At 69.2% G+C, this 17,024-nt stretch carries 16 protein-coding genes; 4 read left to right on the plus strand and 12 right to left on the minus strand.

Annotated features, from left to right (window positions below; translation table 11 throughout):
• Positions 1-17: 17 nt before the first annotated feature.
• Both E6N53_RS10270 and E6N53_RS10275 read left to right on the plus strand, forming a co-directional pair.
• On the plus strand, positions 18-1,844 hold the full coding sequence (locus E6N53_RS10270) for an acetyl-CoA carboxylase biotin carboxylase subunit (RefSeq protein ID WP_142859016.1): 1,827 nt from the start codon (positions 18-20) through the stop codon (positions 1,842-1,844).
• Between the two features lie 163 nt (positions 1,845-2,007).
• Complete coding sequence (locus tag E6N53_RS10275) at positions 2,008-2,955, plus strand: biotin--[acetyl-CoA-carboxylase] ligase (protein WP_136601762.1); 948 nt, start codon at positions 2,008-2,010, stop codon at positions 2,953-2,955.
• An 18-nt stretch (positions 2,956-2,973) separates the two neighbouring features.
• Here E6N53_RS10275 and E6N53_RS10280 read toward each other — a convergent pair whose 3' ends face one another.
• From E6N53_RS10280 to E6N53_RS10300, 5 genes are all read right to left on the minus strand, one after another.
• Complete coding sequence (locus tag E6N53_RS10280) at positions 2,974-3,987, minus strand: amidohydrolase family protein (RefSeq protein ID WP_142859018.1); 1,014 nt, start codon at positions 3,985-3,987, stop codon at positions 2,974-2,976.
• A gap of 81 nt (positions 3,988-4,068) precedes the next feature.
• Positions 4,069-5,442, minus strand: a complete 1,374-nt coding sequence (locus tag E6N53_RS10285) for a PAS domain S-box protein (protein ID WP_142859020.1) — start codon at positions 5,440-5,442, stop codon at positions 4,069-4,071.
• A 66-nt stretch (positions 5,443-5,508) separates the two neighbouring features.
• Positions 5,509-6,732 carry an HD domain-containing protein gene (locus tag E6N53_RS10290; RefSeq protein ID WP_142859022.1) on the minus strand — a complete coding sequence of 408 codons (1,224 nt, stop codon included), beginning with the start codon at positions 6,730-6,732 and terminating at the stop codon, positions 5,509-5,511.
• A gap of 85 nt (positions 6,733-6,817) precedes the next feature.
• Positions 6,818-8,272 carry an MATE family efflux transporter gene (locus E6N53_RS10295; RefSeq protein WP_142859024.1) on the minus strand — a complete coding sequence of 485 codons (1,455 nt, stop codon included), beginning with the start codon at positions 8,270-8,272 and terminating at the stop codon, positions 6,818-6,820.
• Positions 8,269-8,871 (minus strand): TetR/AcrR family transcriptional regulator, encoded by a 603-nt coding sequence (locus E6N53_RS10300; protein WP_136590262.1) that lies wholly within the window; start codon positions 8,869-8,871, stop codon positions 8,269-8,271. Before E6N53_RS10300 ends, E6N53_RS10295 begins: the two co-directional genes overlap by 4 nt.
• 145 nt (positions 8,872-9,016) lie before the next feature.
• Between E6N53_RS10300 and cofD the strand changes: the two genes are divergently transcribed.
• Positions 9,017-10,030 carry a 2-phospho-L-lactate transferase gene (cofD, locus tag E6N53_RS10305; protein ID WP_142859027.1) on the plus strand — a complete coding sequence of 338 codons (1,014 nt, stop codon included), beginning with the start codon at positions 9,017-9,019 and terminating at the stop codon, positions 10,028-10,030.
• Positions 10,027-10,836, plus strand: coding sequence for a tRNA-dihydrouridine synthase (locus E6N53_RS10310; protein WP_142859029.1), 810 nt, complete (start codon positions 10,027-10,029; stop codon positions 10,834-10,836). The genes cofD and E6N53_RS10310 overlap by 4 nt, the downstream gene beginning before the upstream one ends.
• A gap of 3 nt (positions 10,837-10,839) precedes the next feature.
• Here E6N53_RS10310 and E6N53_RS10315 read toward each other — a convergent pair whose 3' ends face one another.
• The 7 genes from E6N53_RS10315 to E6N53_RS10345 all read right to left on the minus strand — a co-directional run bounded on the left by E6N53_RS10315 (position 10,840) and on the right by E6N53_RS10345 (position 16,948).
• On the minus strand, positions 10,840-11,508 hold the full coding sequence (locus E6N53_RS10315; protein ID WP_142859031.1) for a glycerophosphodiester phosphodiesterase: 669 nt from the start codon (positions 11,506-11,508) through the stop codon (positions 10,840-10,842).
• 129 nt (positions 11,509-11,637) lie between these two features.
• A complete protein-coding gene (locus E6N53_RS10320) occupies positions 11,638-11,835 on the minus strand; it encodes a 30S ribosomal protein S17e (protein ID WP_136590266.1) in 198 nt (65 codons plus the stop codon).
• A gap of 37 nt (positions 11,836-11,872) precedes the next feature.
• Positions 11,873-12,529, minus strand: coding sequence for a DUF447 domain-containing protein (locus tag E6N53_RS10325; protein WP_142859033.1), 657 nt, complete (start codon positions 12,527-12,529; stop codon positions 11,873-11,875).
• Positions 12,526-13,359 (minus strand): triphosphoribosyl-dephospho-CoA synthase, encoded by an 834-nt coding sequence (locus E6N53_RS10330; RefSeq protein WP_142859035.1) that lies wholly within the window; start codon positions 13,357-13,359, stop codon positions 12,526-12,528. Before E6N53_RS10330 ends, E6N53_RS10325 begins: the two co-directional genes overlap by 4 nt.
• Before the next feature lie 233 nt (positions 13,360-13,592).
• A complete protein-coding gene (locus tag E6N53_RS10335; protein WP_142859037.1) occupies positions 13,593-13,841 on the minus strand; it encodes a DUF8022 family protein in 249 nt (82 codons plus the stop codon).
• A 1-nt stretch (position 13,842) separates the two neighbouring features.
• Entirely contained in the window at positions 13,843-15,387 is a 1,545-nt protein-coding gene (locus E6N53_RS10340) for an acyl-CoA carboxylase subunit beta (protein ID WP_136590471.1), read from the minus strand.
• Between the two features lie 148 nt (positions 15,388-15,535).
• Complete coding sequence (locus E6N53_RS10345) at positions 15,536-16,948, minus strand: sodium-dependent transporter (RefSeq protein ID WP_142859039.1); 1,413 nt, start codon at positions 16,946-16,948, stop codon at positions 15,536-15,538.
• Between the last annotated feature and the right edge of the window lie 76 nt (positions 16,949-17,024).

The following is a 17,024-nucleotide window of genomic DNA, read 5'->3' on the forward strand; positions in this document are numbered from 1 at the left end:
CGAGAAGTACGGTCCAAATGTTCAGTAAGGTACTGGTGGCGAACCGCGGAGAAATCGCGGTTCGGGTGATGCGGGCCTGTGAGGAGCTCGGCGTCCGGACGGTCGCCGTCTACAGCGACGCGGACAAACACGCGGGACACGTCCGGTACGCGGACGAGGCGTACAACGTCGGCCCCGCCCGCGCGGCCGACTCGTACCTCGACCACGAGGCCGTCATCGAGGCCGCACGGAAGGCGGGCGCGGACGCCATCCATCCGGGCTACGGCTTCCTCGCGGAGAACGCGGCGTTCGCGCGGAAGGTCGAGGAGACCGAGATGGTGTGGGTTGGCCCGTCGGCCGACGCGATGGAGCGACTGGGCGAGAAGACGCAGGCGAGGAAAGTGATGAACGAGGCCGGCGTCCCCATCGTCCCCGGGACGACCGACCCCGTCGACGACCCCGCCGAGGTCCACGACTTCGGCGAGGAGTACGGCTACCCCATCGCCATCAAGGCCGAGGGGGGTGGCGGCGGGCGTGGGATGAAAATCGTCCACGACCCCGACGACGCCGAAGAGAAACTACAGAGCGCCAAACGCGAGGGTGAGGCGTACTTCGACAACCCGTCGGTGTATCTGGAGCGGTACCTCGAAAAGCCCCGGCACATCGAGGTCCAGATTCTCGCCGACCGCCACGGCAACGTCCGTCACCTCGGCGAGCGGGACTGCTCGCTCCAGCGCCGACACCAGAAGGTCATCGAGGAGGGCCCCAGTCCCGCACTCACCGACGAACTGCGGGAGAAGATAGGTGAGGCCGCCCGCCGCGGTGCCGACGCCGCCGACTACTACAACGCCGGCACGTTCGAGTTCCTCGTCGAAGAGGAGCCGCGAGGTGACGGCGAACTCCTCGGACCGGACGCGAACTTCTACTTCCTCGAGGTGAACACGCGAATCCAGGTCGAACACACCGTCACCGAGGAGATCACGGGCATCGACATCGTCAAGTGGCAGCTCCGGGTCGCCGCCGACGAGGAACTCGGCTTCGCACAGGAGGACGTCGAGATAGACGGTCACGCCATCGAGTACCGAATCAACGCCGAGAACCCCGCCAACGAGTTCGCCCCGGCACCGGGCGGGAGCTTCGAGACGTACGACCCGCCGGGCGGCATCGGTGTCCGACTCGACGACGCCATCCGGCAGGGCGACGACCTCGTGACGGACTACGACTCGATGGTCGCGAAGCTCGTCGTCCACGCGAGCGACCGTGAGGAGTGTCTGGCGCGCTCGGAACGCGCGCTCCGCGAGTACGAGATCGAGGGCTTTCACACCATTATCCCGTTCCACCGGCTGATGCTCTCCGACGAGGCGTTCATGAAGGGAACGCACACGACGAAGTATCTCGACGAGGAGATGGACCGCTCGCGCATCGAGGCGGCCGTCGAGCGCTGGGGACCGAGCGCGTCGTCGGACGACGCGGACGACGAAGAGGTCACCGAACGGGAGTTCACCGTCGAGGTCAACGGCAAGCGGTTCCAGGTGTCGCTCGAAGAGCGCGGTGCCCCCGCCATCGAACTCCCCTCCGGCGGTGGAAACAGCGGCCGCAGCCGCCCCGACGTCGCCACGGACGAAGACACCGGCGGCGCGGTCGCGGCCGACGGCGAGCAGGTCGCCGCGGAGATGCAGGGGACCATCCTCTCCGTCGAGGTCGAAGCCGGCGACGAGGTGGAGAGCGGTGACGTCGTCTGCGTCCTCGAGGCGATGAAGATGGAGAACGACGTCACCGCCCAGGCCGGTGGCACGGTCTCGCAGGTCCTCGTCGGCGAGGGCGACTCCGTCGACATGGGCGACGTGCTCATCGTCATCGAGTAACGGCCCCGCCCACGCTCACCACGTCCGCCGCCGACGTCGCTACCCTCGTGACCGCGGTGAAACTCGTCGGCGGCACGGTACGCCCTGCGCTCGACTATCGGGCGCTCCCGGCCGTGGAGGGCCGAGCCGTCGCCTTCATACGTACCTCGCGTCTTCATCTCACATGAACGAGACACGCCGCGCGTTGCTCGACGAGTTATCGTCCGGTGCCGTCTCCGGTCCGGCACTGGCCGAGCGCCTCGGCGTCTCGCGGGCGGCCGTCTGGAAGCAGGTCGAAGCACTCCGTGACGAGGGGTTCGTCGTCGAGTCGACCGACGCGGGCTACGTCGTCGCGGAGGTGCCGGAGTTCGGCGCGGGTGCCGTCGAGTACGGGCTCGACGCTGGCTACACCATCGAGTATCACGACACCATCGGGAGCACGAACGACCGCGGACGCGACCTCGCGAAGGCGGGCGAGCGGGACGTCGTCGTGCTCGCGGACGAGCAGACGGGGAGTCGAGGCCGGCTCCGTCGGGCGTGGACCGCACCCTCGGGGGGCGTCTGGCTGAGTATCGTCTTCCGGCCCGAGTGTCCGCCGGCGCACGCCCCAATCTACACTCTCGCGGCCGCCGTCGCGACGACGCGAGCGGCGCGCGAGGCAGGCGTCGACGCGTCGATCAAGTGGCCGAACGACGTCCTCGTGAGCGACGACACCACGGAACGCGGCGGCCGCAAACTGGCGGGTATCCTCACCGAGATGGAGGGCGAGGCGAACCGCGTCTCGTGGATTCTCGTCGGCATCGGCGTCAACGCGAACGTCGACGGGGCGCTCCTCCCGGCGGGCGCGACGAGCGTCCGCGAGGAGGCGGGCGACGTCGAGCGACGGCTGTTCGTCCAGCGCCTCCTCGAGACCTTCGACGACCTCCGCGGCGACCCCGACACGATTCTCGACGCGTGGCGAGACCACGCCGACACGCTCGGCCGTCGGGTCCGCGTCGAGCTGACGAACGAGACCATCGAGGGCGAAGCCGTCGACGTCGAGTTCCCCGGTGCGCTCGTCGTCCGGACCGAGCGTGGTGAGCGAGTGATTCACACGGGCGACTGCGAGCATCTGCGTCCCGTCGGCGAGTGACGGGCGGAGACCGACGCCTCAACGGAGCACACGCTTCACGTCGGCCTGTCCCGCTCGCCGGACCACCGCGCGGACGGGGTCGCGCGCGCCGGCGAGGTTGTCGGAGTCGCCATCGAGGACGAGCAGTTTCGCCGGCGCGCCCTCCTCGACGAGGCCGTGGTCGAGACCCGCCAACTCGGCCCCGTTGACCGTCGCCATCCGGAGGACCGCCTCGGCGCTCACGTCGGAGAGCTTCGCCGCGAACTCCATCTCGCGGAACATCGACGGGGAGTTGAGCATCACGTTGTCCGTCCCGAGCGCGACGGTCGTCGCCTCTCCGAGGCGACGAATCGGCGGCACACCGACGTTCGTGACGAGGTTCGAGCGCGGACAGACCGCGATGGGAACTCCCTCGGCGGCGACGCGGTCGAGTTGGTCGGCCGTCGCGTGGACCATGTGGACGAGGAAGTCGGGGTCGAGGTCGATGGCGGCGTCGACGTCGTCGGGGTCGCGCTCGCCGGCGTGAATGCCGAACAGTTTGCCCGCCTCGCGAGTCGATGCTCTCAGCTCGGCGAAGTCGCCGTCGCGGGCCCCGCTCGCCCCGAAGCCGTCGCTCGCGTCCATCGCTGCTGTGGTCTCGCGGCCGAGGACGACGGCGTCGATGTCGAGGCCGTTGCGGGCGCGCTCGAACGCCTCGACGCCGGGGACGCCCCCCTCGCGGAACTCGACACACGCGGCGGTCCCCGTCGCCTCCATGAACCGCAGCGAGCGCCGCATCGCGGCGACCTTCTCGTCCTGGGACGCCGCCCGGAGGAGGCGGTGTTTGAGTCCGTCCGGCGGTGCGACGAGTTCGTCGAGCGAGAGCCCCGTGCCCGCCTCCTTGGCGATGGAGTCGCCGATGTGCGTGTGGGCGTTGACGAACGCCGGGCAGATGATGTCCGTCGAGTCGGTCTCGACGCGCTCGACTGCCTCGACGCGGCCGTCCTCGACGACGACCCGTCCCTCGACCGGGTCGAAGTCGCGACCGACGAGGAGTGTCCCCTCTACGTGCATCGGTTCGACCCTGGAGAGGAGCGTCCTTGAACCTGTAGGTTCACCTCTTCGGGAGACGTCTCAGTCCGACGGTCCAGCACATCACACCGCGGCGACGCCGCGGACCTCGAACCGTGCGCCGTCGGCGTCGTCGACCACGCGTACCGTCCAGCCGTGCGCCTCCGCGACTTCGCGGACGATGCGCAGTCCGAACCCGGTTCCGTCAGGGCTCGTCGAGAAGCCGGAGTCGAACACCACGTCCCGTTGCTCCGGGGGGATTCCCGGCCCGTCGTCGACGATGAAGAACCCGTCCGAGAGCTCACCGACGGTGACCGTGACGTCGGGAGACCCGTGTTCGACGGCGTTGCGGAACAGGTTCTCCAGGAGGCGTCGAAGCTGGCTCTCGACGGCGCGCACCGTCGTGTCGGTCTCGACAGCGAGCGTCGCCTCCGGCGTCGCGACCGCCTCCCAGCAGCGTTCGGCGAGTCCCGGAAGCGACACCGCTGTCGGGTCGAGGTCGGCCCGGCCGTGCCGCGCCAGCGCGAGCAGGTCGTCGACGAGCGACCGCATCCGGTCGTGCGCGCCCGCGACGGCCGCGAGCTGGTCGCTGTCCTGTTCGCCCCGAGCCAGTTCGAGCCACCCCTCCGCGACGTTCAGCGGGTTCCGGAGGTCGTGGCTGACGATGGACGCGAACTCGTCGAGTCGCTCGTTCTGCCGCTGGAGCTGTCGTTCGCGTTCGACCCGGTCGGTGACGTCGCGAATCGTCCCGACCCGTCCGAGGTCGCCGTCACCGGCGGTGACCCGCCCGAACCGGAGTTCGGCGGGGAAGCGCTCGCCGCCCCCCGTCACGAACTCGTACTCGATGGCCGCGACGTCGCGCCCTCCGTGAGCGAGTTCTGCCCGCAGGTCGTCGGCCGCGTCGACCGTCTCGTCCGTCACCCACTCGTCGACGTCAGTCCCGAGCAGTTCACCCCGAGAGACGCCCTTCATCGCGGCGTACGCCTCGTTGACGTACACGATAGTCCCGTCCGATTCGATGGCGTAGACGGCGTCCGGGAGCGACTCGAGCACGGTTCGGTGGTGTGTGAACCCCCTGTCACCGGTACGGTCGGTGACGTCGCGGCCGACACAGACGACGGCACTCGACTCGTCGGACCCCTCCCCGCCCGGTGAGGCCCACGTCGTCGCCGTGAACTCGACTTCGAGGCGGGTGCCGTCGGCGGCGACGAGCGTCGCGTCGAACCGTGTCTCGCCCGTCTCGAGGGTGTCGGCGACGTGTTCGACGACCCGCTCGGGTGCGTCGAACAGACGCCCCGTCGGGAGCGACGACAGCACCTCGTCGGTGTAGCCTGTCGCCTCTCGTAGTGTGCGATTCCACTCGATGAGCCGCCCCGACTCGTCGAACACCGCGACGACGTCGGCGACGGCGTCGACGAGCGACGTGGCCTCCGACGTGACTGGGGAATCGTCGTCCACTGGTCTCAGCTGGCTGTCGCGTTTGATAAACGTGCGGCCGCCGATATCAGATGTGCGAACACGGGCTCACCGGAACTCGTCGAGCGTCGCGTTCAGCCCCGCGCGTACGTCGCTCACGAGCGTCCCCTCGATATCGAGTCCGAGGACGTCGACGGCCGCCCGCCCGACCTGTTCGGTCTCGGCGCGGGGGCAGTAGACGCCGAGCCGCCACTGCTGTTTCTGCGCCGTGCGGAGCGCCGACACCAGCGGCGACGCCTTCCCCAGTTCTCTGATATCCCCGTTGACGACCACCCGCGACGTCGATTCGGTCATCGACGGTGACGAGGGGACGTCGACGATGACGGCGGACGCGTCGAGACCGACGCGGTCGGCGATGGCTCGCTCGAGCGCTCGCAACTCGTCGTGGGCGGCGTCCAGGAGAGACGTCGGAACGTCGCCGTGTTCGGCCCACACCGCGCGCTTGAACAGCCGTCTGGCGTCGAGTCGCTCGGCGTATGCGCTCGTCGCGGGTGTCGCACGGAGCGCCGAGACGAAGTCGTAGTCGTCCATCCGCCGGAGGTCCGCCGCCGAGATGTCGGGCGTCTCGAGCAGGCACTCGGCCGCCCGCCGGAGCATCGCCTTCGAGATGCGGGCGACGGGATGCGCGTAGACGGTGGGGTTCATGAGCGCCCGGGCGAGGAGGAGCGACTCCGCAGTCTGGACGTTCCCCTCCCGCAGGACGAGTTCCCCATCGACGAAAGCGAGTTCGCGGACGAGGCGCTCGTGGTCGATGGTCCCGTAGGGGACGCCGGTGTGGTGGGCGTCTCTGACGAGGTAATCCATCCGGTCGACGTCGAGTTCACCGGAGACGAGTTGCCCGTATCGTCCGTCGCCGCGGACGAGGCCAGCCACGGCCTGCGGGTCGATATCGTGTTCGTCGAGGACGCGACCCACCTCCCCGCTGGTGACGAGGTCGTCGACGTCGTCGTGGTACTTGCCCGTGTGACGGTGGACGACGCTCTCGACGTTGTGGCTGAAGGGTCCGTGACCGACGTCGTGCAGGAGGGCGGCGGCACGGATTCGCTCGGCGGCGACCCCCTCGACGCCGAGGTTGTCGAGCGCGCGGGTCGCGAGGTGGTACACCCCGAGCGAGTGCTCGAATCGGGTGTGGTTCGCGGAGGGGTAGACGTACTTGACGGTGCCCAACTGGGTGACGCGACGGAGTCGCTGGACGGCCGGCGTGTCGATGAGCGCCTCGGCAACGCCCCCGACCTCGATGTGGTCGTGGACGCTGTCCTTGATGGCCAGCATACGGGGAGATGTGCCGGCATCGGACAAAAACCGTCGGGTGGCCCCGTCGATGCCGTCGCGTCGTCGGTCTGGGTGGCGGGACGACTCAGTCGTCCGTGGTCGCGGCCTCGGTGACGTCGCTCTCCCCTTCGAAGTCGTCGTCGAGGTCGACCTCGTCCCTCGTGAGGTCGGCGTCGCGCCACGTCCCCTGTTTGTACCAGACGAACGCGATGGTCGCGCCGACGGCGTTCGAGACGACGAACGACCACCAGATACCCGAGGGGCCGAACTCCTGGGCGCCGAACCACGCGACGGGGAGTCGGACGACACCGAGCGCGGAGATGGCGATGACGGCCGAGATGAACGTCTTGCCGGCCCCGCGGAAGCTCCCGCTGTACGCCCGCAAGACGCCGAGCAGGCCGAACGTCGGGGCGACGATTCGGAGGAAGTTCGCGCCCTCGTCGACGACCGCGGGGTCGGTCGTGAATATCGCGACGATCGGTTCGGTAAAGACGAAGACGACGACGCCCATCGCCGAGAGGACGAGGAACATCGTCTTCGCGGCGAAGTCCGCCGTCGCCTCGGCGCGGTCGGGCTTTCCGGCACCGATGTTCTGCCCCGACATCGTCTCGACGGCCTGGGCGACGGCGATGGCGGGGAGGAAGATGACCGAGAACACCCGGGTGCCGATGCCGAAGGCGGCGACGACGGTGGTCGAGAAGAGGCCGACGACCACGAGGAGGAGGTTGACAGAGAGCGCCCTCCCGGTGACCTCGACGGAGGCCGGGCCACCGAGCGTGAGGATGCGGCGGAAGTAAGAGAGGTCGGGCACCATCTGCCGCGGGCGGATGCGCACACCACGGTCGCCCTTGAGCATGATTCCGAGGCCGACGACGAGCGCCAGCGACCGCGAGAACACCGTCGCGTAAGCCGCGCCCGCGATGCCGAGTTCGGGGAACACCCACCAGCCGAAGATGAGGAACGGGTCGATGATGACGTTGACCGCCACCGACCCGAACATGACGAGCATCGGCGTGATGGTGTCGCCGTAGCCGCGCATCAGCGAGATGAACACCAAGAAGCCGAAGAGGAAGACGATGCCCAGCGAGATGACCTGCATGTACGCCGTCGCACCCGGGAGCACTGCCGGCGACGCGCCCAGGAGCCGGAGGATGTCTTCGACGAGGAAGTAGCCGACACCGCCGAGGACGACGCTCGCGATGATGGCGAACGTCATCGTCTGGGAGGCGGCGTACTCGGCTTCGCCCTCCTCGCCAGCGCCGACGTACTGCGCGACGAGGACGCTGCCCGCGATGGAGATGCCGATACCGAACGAGATGAGCAAGAAGACGAGGGGGAAGCCGAACGAGATGGCCGCGAGCGCCTCCGTCGAGTACTGGCCGAGCCAGAACGTGTCGGCGAGGTTGTACGCCGTCTGGAGCAGGTTCGTGATGACGATGGGGAGCGCGAGGTAGAACAGCGGCTTGCCGATGCCGCCGCTGGTGAGGTCGAACTCCTCTTTGCTCTTGAACAGCCCCGACAGGCGGTCGAGGACGCTCATCGGGACGCCTCCGGTCGGGACGTGGGGTCGGCGGGACGGAGGTGGTCGTCGACGTAGGCGTCGAGGTGCTCGCGCGTCTCCGCGAGCGAGTGGCCGACCGCGACGTTGCGCGTGTGGGCACCGACCACGACGTCGGCGAGGAACGTCGCCGTCGCCTCGGGGTCGACCGCCCGGAAGGACCCCTCGTCGATGCCCGCTCGGACGACGGTCTCGATGCGCGAACGGAGCACGTCGTCGACCGCCACGAGTCGCTCGCGGTACGCCTCCTCGTAGGGTGCCTGTGCCTTCACCTCGAGCATGGCCGTGTGGAAGGCGGGGTAGTCGTCCTCGTCGGCGGTGAGACACTCGTCGAACAGCGCCCGCAGCCGAGCGGTGGCGTCCTCTCCAGGGAGGTCCTCGAGCCGCCCCTCGTACCACGACGCGAGCGAGTCGAGAAAGGTCGTCAGGAGGTCGCGCTTGGTGTCGTAGTGGTAGTGGAGGGCGGCTTTGCTCAGGTCCGTCTCGTCGGCGATGTCTTGCATCGTCAGGTTCGCGTACCCGTGCGCACAGAGCGCGCGGCAGGTCGCACGGACGACGGTCTCGCGGGGCTCGTCGGACATTCAGTGTTCGAACTGACTAACTGGTCAGTCAAGTATCCACGGATTCGCGCGTGACGGTGTCAGCGCGTGTCCCGTGTGCCGACCCGACACGCCCGACAGAGCGATGGAGGAAGCTTCAAACCGCCCCTCCACAAAGCAGGGCTCTATGCTGACGTTCCTCGCCGGTGGGACGGGGACGCCCAAACTGCTCGACGGCCTCGGTGCCGCCGTCGCGCCGAGCGACGTGACCGTCGTCGGGAACACGGGTGACGACGTCGAACTCGGCGGCCATCTCGTCTGTCCGGACCTCGACACGGTGCTGTTTCACGGCGGCGACGTCCTCGACCGCGACCGGTGGTGGGGAATCGCGGGAGACACCACCGCGACGCACGACGAACTGCACCGACTCGCGGACGCCGCGGGGGTCGAGGGCGGCCCCCGGTATCTCCCGGACGACGCACAGACGCGGGGACGACCCATCGCCCGCTGGCGGCGCTTCTCGGGGGTGGCGGAGTTCATGGAGATCGGCGACCGCGACAGGGCCGTCCACCTCACCCGGACGGGGCTCCTCGACGAGGGACGGTCGCTGACCGCGGTGACACGAACCCTCGCCGAGGCGTTCGGACTCGACGTCGACCTCGTCCCGATGAGCGACGACCCCGTCGCCACCATCGTCCACACGGTCGAGGGAGCGATGCACTTCCAGGAGTACTGGGTCCACCGACGCGCCGACCCCGCGGTCGAGGACGTGGAGTTCCGCGGGGCCGACGACGCCGAACCGACCGCGGCGGTGCTCGACGCCCTCAGCGACCCGGTCGTCGTCGGGCCCTCGAACCCCGTGACGAGCATCGGCCCCATCCTCGCACTGCCCGGCGTGCGGGAGGCGCTGGCCGAGACGCCGGTCGTCGTCGTCTCGCCGTTCGTCGGCCGCGAGGTGTTCTCCGGGCCGGCGGCGAAACTCATGGCGGGAGTCGGCCGCGACCCCTCGACACGCGGCGTCGTCGAGGCGTACCCCTTCGCGGACGCGTTCGTCCTCGACCGGGAAGACGAGACGGAACTCGACCGCCCGGTCGTGCGAACGGACAGCCGCATCGACGACGCTGCCGACGCCCGGCGCGTCCTCGATGCGGTCTGGGAGGCACTCGAGAGCGCCGATGCTGACGCCGAGGTGCCCCGATGACGGGCGAGCCCCCGCGACTCGTCCTCGCGAGCCTCTCGGGGGAGGCGGACGCCCGCTGGGCGAGAGACGGGAGCCTGTGGGCGGACCTCGCGATGCTCGGCGGCATCGCGCTCGACGCGGAGTCACGGGAGGCCGCACGACAGTTGGTGGCGCGGGACCGCTCGGAATTCCTCCCGCCGGACCCGCTCGTCTTCGTCGACGTCCAACTCGCCGCCCTCGCGGACACGCCGATTCGGGCCGGGATGAACGTCCGAAGCGCCACCGTCGAGCCCGTCCGAGCGGCCGCACGCGTCTGTGCGGCCCACGACGCGGTCGTCGAGGTCAACGCCCACTGCCGCCAGGCGGAGCTCTGCGAGGTCGGCTGTGGGGAGACGCTCCTGCGGGACACCGACCGCCTCTGTGCGTTCGTCTCGGCGGCCGCAGCGGAGGGGGCGGCGGTGAGCGTGAAGGTCCGCACGGCGGTCGACGGCGTCGACCTCGCCGAGACGGCCCGCCGCGTCGACGCGGCCGGTGCGGTCCTCTTCCACGTCGACGCGATGGACTCCGAGGGCGTGATTCGAGACGTGGCCGACGCGGCACCCGACCTCTTCCTTGTCGCCAACAACGGCGTCCGCGACCGTGACACGGTGACGGAGTACCTCGCGTACGGTGCCGACGCCGTAAGCGTCGGCCGCCCGAGCACCGACCCGCGCGTCCTCCAGCGCGTGCGTCGGGCTGTCGACGACTGGTTCGCGACCCGGGAGGGACAGTCCGCCGAACCGACCGACGTCGACCTCCCGACCGCACCGGACGCCGACGCCGGGTGAACGTCACCCGTCGACCGTCCAGTCGTCGACGATGACGCCGTCGACGGCCGCCCGGCGGAGCCGCGGAACGACCGCGGGCGGCGGCGTCCACACGTTCACTGCCAGCCCGGCGTCGTGCGCATCAGCGACCCGCTCGGGCGTGTCGACGACGAGGTCGTACTGCGGGTGGACGGCGACGCAGTCGAGGTCGCGGGCGGTGGCGACGCCGGCGGTCCAGTCGTCCGCGCCGTCGCCGTCGCCGTCACCGGCGAAGAGGAAGGCGCGCGGCAGGTGCGTCTCCGCGAGCGCCGTGGCGTCGAACGACGACACCCAGACCTCGGGGTGGTCGGCGACGGCGGTCTCGACGTCCGCGGCGAGCCCTCGCTCTTTGAGTTCCACGTTCAGTCCCACGTCCGCGGGGAGGGCGTCGACCACGTCGGTGAGTCGGGGAATCGACTGGTCGGAGTCGAGGACGGCGTACGACCGAAGCGTCTCGTAGTCGACCGCCGAAACCGGGCGGTCGAGGCCGGTCAGTCGCTCGAGTGTCGCGTCGTGGACGACGACGAGTTCACCCGAACCACACCGACGAACGTCCACCTCGACGGCGTCGACGTGCGGGAGCGCCCGCTCGATGGCACAGACCGTGTTCTCGGGGCCGCGCGCCGCACAGCCGCGGTGGGCGATGAGTCGCATGGCCGGCAGTCGGCCGGGCGGGTGAAGAGTGCTCCGCTGGACGGAAGAGGAAGCGGAGAGCAGTGACAGAGCGAACCGGGCCTACGGCTCACGGACCGAGCGCGGTTCGTGTGCAGTTCGGGAGAAGCGTTACGCCGAGGCGGCCTGACTGCTGGCCTTCTTACGCGTGATGTAGCCCGCGATGCGGTTGCGGACGCCCTTCGAGTCGACGTTCGTGAGCTTCATGACGCTGTCCTTGTTCGTCTCGAAGTCCGTGTTGAACGCCTGCGGATACCGCTCCAGCAGCAGGTTCCCGAGCTGCTTGACGTACTTGGGTTTGATCGCCATGCCCGTCGATTGCTCGCTGGCGCACAAAAACGATTCGTTACGCGTCGTCGTCGCGGCGGCGCGCGCGCCAGTCGGTCGCCTCGGAGAGGCGTGCGAACGCCTCGTGTTCGCGTGCGCCGCCACACCGTTCGACCACGCGCTCGAAGTACGCGAGGCGGTCGAGGAGCTCCCCGGTGTCGTAGTCGGGGACGTCGAGCCGCGAGGCGGCGACCGTGGCGTCGACGACGGCGTAGAAGCCGCGGTTGATAGTGAACGGGCGCGTCCGCCGGACACCGTTCTCCGCGGGCGTGAGCCGCCAGCGTTCCCACCGCGTTCCACCCTCGCACCCTTCATCGACCGGTTCGGCAGCGACGCGAACCCACGCGTCGGCCGAGTCGAGCACCGGCTCTTCCTCCTCGCGAATCGTGAGCGCCGCGTCGACGAAGTCACGCGCGTCGGCGACGAACTGGACGACGCCCTCGCCCTGTCGGTGGAAGTTCCGACGCGTCCGCGTGTTACCCCACGTCACCGCCTCGAGTGGCTCGTCGTCGCCCGCGCGGACACCGCCATCGGGCGCGTGCAGACCGAGCGCTGCCACGTTCCACAAGCCGTTCGGTCCGAGTGTGGTCACGACCGACTCCGTCACGCCGTCGAGAGCGACGGGCCACGCGGACGGCTCCGCTCTGTCGCCTCCGTCATCGTCCGCCGTCGTCACACCTCCCACCCCCGCTCGAGTGCAACGAACACGGCAGCCGCGGTGAGGTCGGCCGTCGTCCCCGGGTTGATATCGTCGGCGACGAACGCCTCGGCGAGGTCCGTCGCGGCGTCGAGGTCTTCGCCCACCTCGGCCGCCTGCGCCTGCACCTCGCGGGCGATGCGGTCGCCGTGTTGTGTCCTGACCAGGGTGTCCGGTTCCTCGGCGAGGAGTCGGAGGAACGCTCGGGCGACCCGTTCGGTCGCCGTTCCCTCGTCGGTGAGGATTCCCTCGGCCGCGGCGAACGAGCGCGGGAAGCCCGCGACCCACTCGCGGGCGTTCGCGTCGACGGGTGCAGAGCGCTCCATGACGTCCCAGAGCGTCAGTCCCTGCGCGCGCACGACGTCGGTCGCGTCGGCACCGAGGCCCACGTCGGGGAGGTCGATGTCCGGGGGGGCGTCGCCGACGGCGACGTCGACGTGCTCGAACGCGCGATAGAAGTCACAGGCGTCGTCGACGGTCGTCTCCGCACAGCGGTCGCGGACCACGTCGGTCGTCAGCGGTCCGTCCGCGGCCGCTCGGACCAGCGGGACGAGGTTCAACAGACAGCCGAACTGGGTGTTTCCCCCTCGCTGGTGACGCATCCCGTCGACGCTCGCCTCGAACGCTGCACCGAGGGGGTCCCCGTCGGCCGCACGACGGAGGCCCGGTCCGGCACCGACAGCGCCCGCGAGGAAGTGCTCGAACCGGAGGTCCGCGTACTCGCGGTGGCGGTCGACGTTCCCCGGCTTCGGGGTGCCGGCGACCTCGAGGAGGAGCGCGAGCTGGGCGTTGTCTGCCGGGGGGCGCATACCCCCCCTAGTCGGGGGGACGGTAAAGACGCTACGCGTCGGCACGGTGGCTCAGAGCGCACGTCGTGTGCGAGAAATGGGGTCACCCGAGAGAGGGGGAGAGGAACTCGGGTCGACCCTCACGTGATGGAAGTGATGCGAACTACTTCAGCTCACGCACACGCCTCTCACGTTTGAAACAGTTTTTCGAGGTGTCGGGACGGTCCCGGAAACGAGCTATCGCGGTGAGTGCCTCAGAACCGGTCGGTTCGGCTCGCGGCGACCCACGCGTTCGTGGGTGAACCGTCGGGGACGCGCGTGTGGCGGCCCTGAAGCGCGTCGACGCGGCCGGCGAACGACCACTTCTTGCCCTGCCAGGTCTCCTCGGTCTCGGCCGCCGCAGCCGCCGCAGCGACCGCTTGGTCGCGCATGTGCGCCGAGACGACGGCCGCGATGGCCGCCGCCTCGTCCTCACTGGCGTCGTCGGGAATCGAGAGCTCCATGTCAGATGGGGAGGTTGCCGTGTTTCTTCTCGGGCTGGTCGCCGCGCTTCGTCTTCAACATGGTGAGGTCGTCGACCAGTCGGGCCCTGGTCTCGGCCGGTTCGATGACGTCGTCGACGAAGCCTCGGTCGGCGGCGGTGTAGGGGTTGGCGAACTCCTCACGGTACTCGTCGATGAGTTCCTGCCGCCGGGCGTCGGGGTCGTCCGCGGCCTCCAGTTCGCTGCTGTAGAGGATGTTCACCGCGCCCTGCGGTCCCATGACCGCAATCTCGGACGTGGGCCACGCGTAGTTGACGTCGCCCCCGATGTGCTTCGAGGCCATGACGCAGTACGCGCCACCGTAGGCCTTGCGCGTGATGACCGTGAGCAGTGGAACCGTCGCCTCCGAGTAGGCGTACAGTAGCTTCGCCCCGTGGCGGATGATGCCGCGGTGTTCCTGCTCGGTGCCGGGCATGTAGCCGGGGACGTCGACGAAGGTGAGGATGGGGATGTTGAACGCGTCGCAAAAGCGGATGAACCGCGACCCCTTCATCGACGCGTCGACGGTGAGGGTGCCGGCGTTCGACCGCGGCTGGTTCGCCACCACGCCCACCGAATGCCCGTCGAGGCGGCCGAACCCGACGACGATGTTGCGCGCCCACCCCTCGTGAATCTCGAAGAACGAGCCCTCGTCGACGACGCTGTCGATGACCTCGGTCATGTCGTAGGGCTTCTGGGGCTGGTCGGGGACGACGTCGGTGAGTTCGGTCGTCTCGCGCGCCGGGTCGTCCCACGGTTCGACCCGCGGGGGGTCTTCGACGTTGTTCTGCGGGAGGTACGACAGCAGCCGTCGGATGTTGTCGAGCGCCTCCTCCTCGCTCTTGAACGTCTTGTGCGCGACGCCCGTCTTCTGGGCGTGGGTCTTCGCGCCGCCGAGTTCCTCGAAACTGACCTCCTCGCCCGTGACCGTCTTGATGACGTCCGGGCCGGTGATGAACATGTGCGAGGTGTCCTGTACCATGAAGATGAAGTCGGTGATGGCGGGTGAGTACACCGCGCCGCCGGCACACGGCCCCATGATGGACGAGACCTGCGGGACCACGCCGGAGGCCTGCTGGTTGCGGTGGAAGATGTCCGCGAAGCCGGCCAACGACTTCACGCCCTCTTGGATGCGCGCACCGGCGGAGTCGTTCAGGCCGATGATGGGCGCGCCGACCTCCATCGCCTTGTCCATCACCTTACAGATCTTCTGGGCCATCACCTCGCCGAGGGAGCCGCCGAAGACGGTGAAGTCGTGGGCGAAGACGAACACCGTCCGGCCGTCGACCTCGCCGTACCCCGTGACGACGCCGTCGCCGGGGAGTTTCTTCTCTTCCATCCCGAACTTCGACGTCCGGTGGGTCCGGAACTTGTCGAACTCGTTGAACGTCCCGTCGTCGAGGAAGTAGTCGACCCGCTCGCGAGCGGTCATCTTCCCCTTGTCGTGCTGCTTGTCGATGCGGTCTTGGCCGCCGCCGAGCAGCGCACGCTCGCGTTTCTCGCGGAGTTCGTCGATCCGGTCCTCCATCGTCATGTCGGACCACCCAGTGTCATTGGGGGAACGTGAACGACGTGGAGCAAAAGGATTCCGGGATACGCAGGCCTCGTCCGAGGCGTCGACCCGGTCGGTCGCGGGTGGCGCCCGGAGCGCACCGGGAGCGAGGCGCTCGCGGGGGTCAGACGACTGACTTCGACGAGCGCAGTCCGGCGAACGCGACGGCACCGACGCCGACGGCCAGCGCGACGGTGGGCCAGAAGCCGACGCGGGCTTCGAGACCGAGCCCCGTCAGGAGCGTGAAGACGAGGAAGACGGGGAGTACGACCCCGACGGCGTAGAGCCACGGCGTCGCCAGCCGGGAGGCGACGTCGCCCGCACCCGCGCGGAACTCCTCGATGGCGTCTCGTCCCAGCACCCAGCCGACGAACAGGAGGAACGCCGCGAGGCCCGCCGTCAGGAACCGGTCGACGAGCGTCACGGCGAACAGCTGGAAGACGGTCGCGTCGAGCGCGTTGGCCGCGCCCGTGAGCGCGAACACGGCGAGCGAGGCGGCGACGGCGCGACGGCGGTCAAGGCCGAACTCGTCGACCAGGAATGAGACGGGAATCTCCAGCATCGAGATGGACGAGGAGAGGGCGGCCAGCGCGACGACGCCGAAGAAGACTGCCGCGATGAGCGTCCCGGCGGGGAGGCGGGCGAACGCGCCCGCGATGGAGACGAACAGCGCGCCGGGGCCGGGCGAGCCGGGTTCGACGCCGAGCGAGAAGAGGAGGGGGAAGACGACGAGGCCGGCGAGCACGCCGACGAGCGTGTTGAGGACGGCGATAGAGCCGGCGTCGAACGGGAGCGAGCGGTCCTCGCCCAGATAGGAGGCGTAGGTGATCATCGTCCCCGCGCCGAGCGAGAGGGTAAAGAGCGCCTGCCCTGCGGCCGGCCCGAGGATCGAGAAGAAGTTCTCCTCGACGGTGGCGAGGTCGAACGAGAGATAGAAGGCGTAGCCGGCGGTCGCGTCGGGCTGGGTCGCCGCCCAGCCCGCGAGCGCGACGAGGAGGACGAAGATGGCGGGCATCATCACTGTCGTACTGAGTTCGATTCCCTTGCGCACCCCGCCGAGGACGATGGCGGCAGTGAGCCCGAGGAAGACGAGGTGGTACGCCACCGCGTCGACGCCAGTCGAAGCGGCGCCGAAGTACGCTCCCGGCTCCGTCGCGTACGGGAGCGGCCCGCCGGCGACCGCGAGCAGGCTCTCGACGAAGTAGCGGAGAATCCACCCACCGACGACCGAGTAGAACGAGAGGAGGACGAGCGCCGTCACGACCGAGAACCCGCCGACGACCGCCCACCCCTTCGAGCCGGAGAGGTCACGGAGCGCCCCGACGGGGTTCCGCTTCGCGCGTCGGCCGATGACGAACTCGCCCACGAGTCCGGGAACGCCGACGGCGAGGATGACGAGCAGGTACACGAGCAGGAAGGCGCTGCCGCCGTTCTCCGCCGTCACCCACGGGAACCGCCAGATGTTTCCGAGGCCGACGGCACTCCCGACGGCCGCGAGGATGAACCCGATTCGGGTTGCCCACGTCTCACGTGTCATTACCTCACGGTGGCCGAAGCGCGCTCAAATGGGTTACGAACCGAGAATCCCTCACCTGCCGAAGATAACGGTTTTC

Source organism: Salinigranum halophilum, assembly GCF_007004735.1.
Taxonomy (GTDB): domain Archaea; phylum Halobacteriota; class Halobacteria; order Halobacteriales; family Haloferacaceae; genus Salinigranum; species Salinigranum halophilum.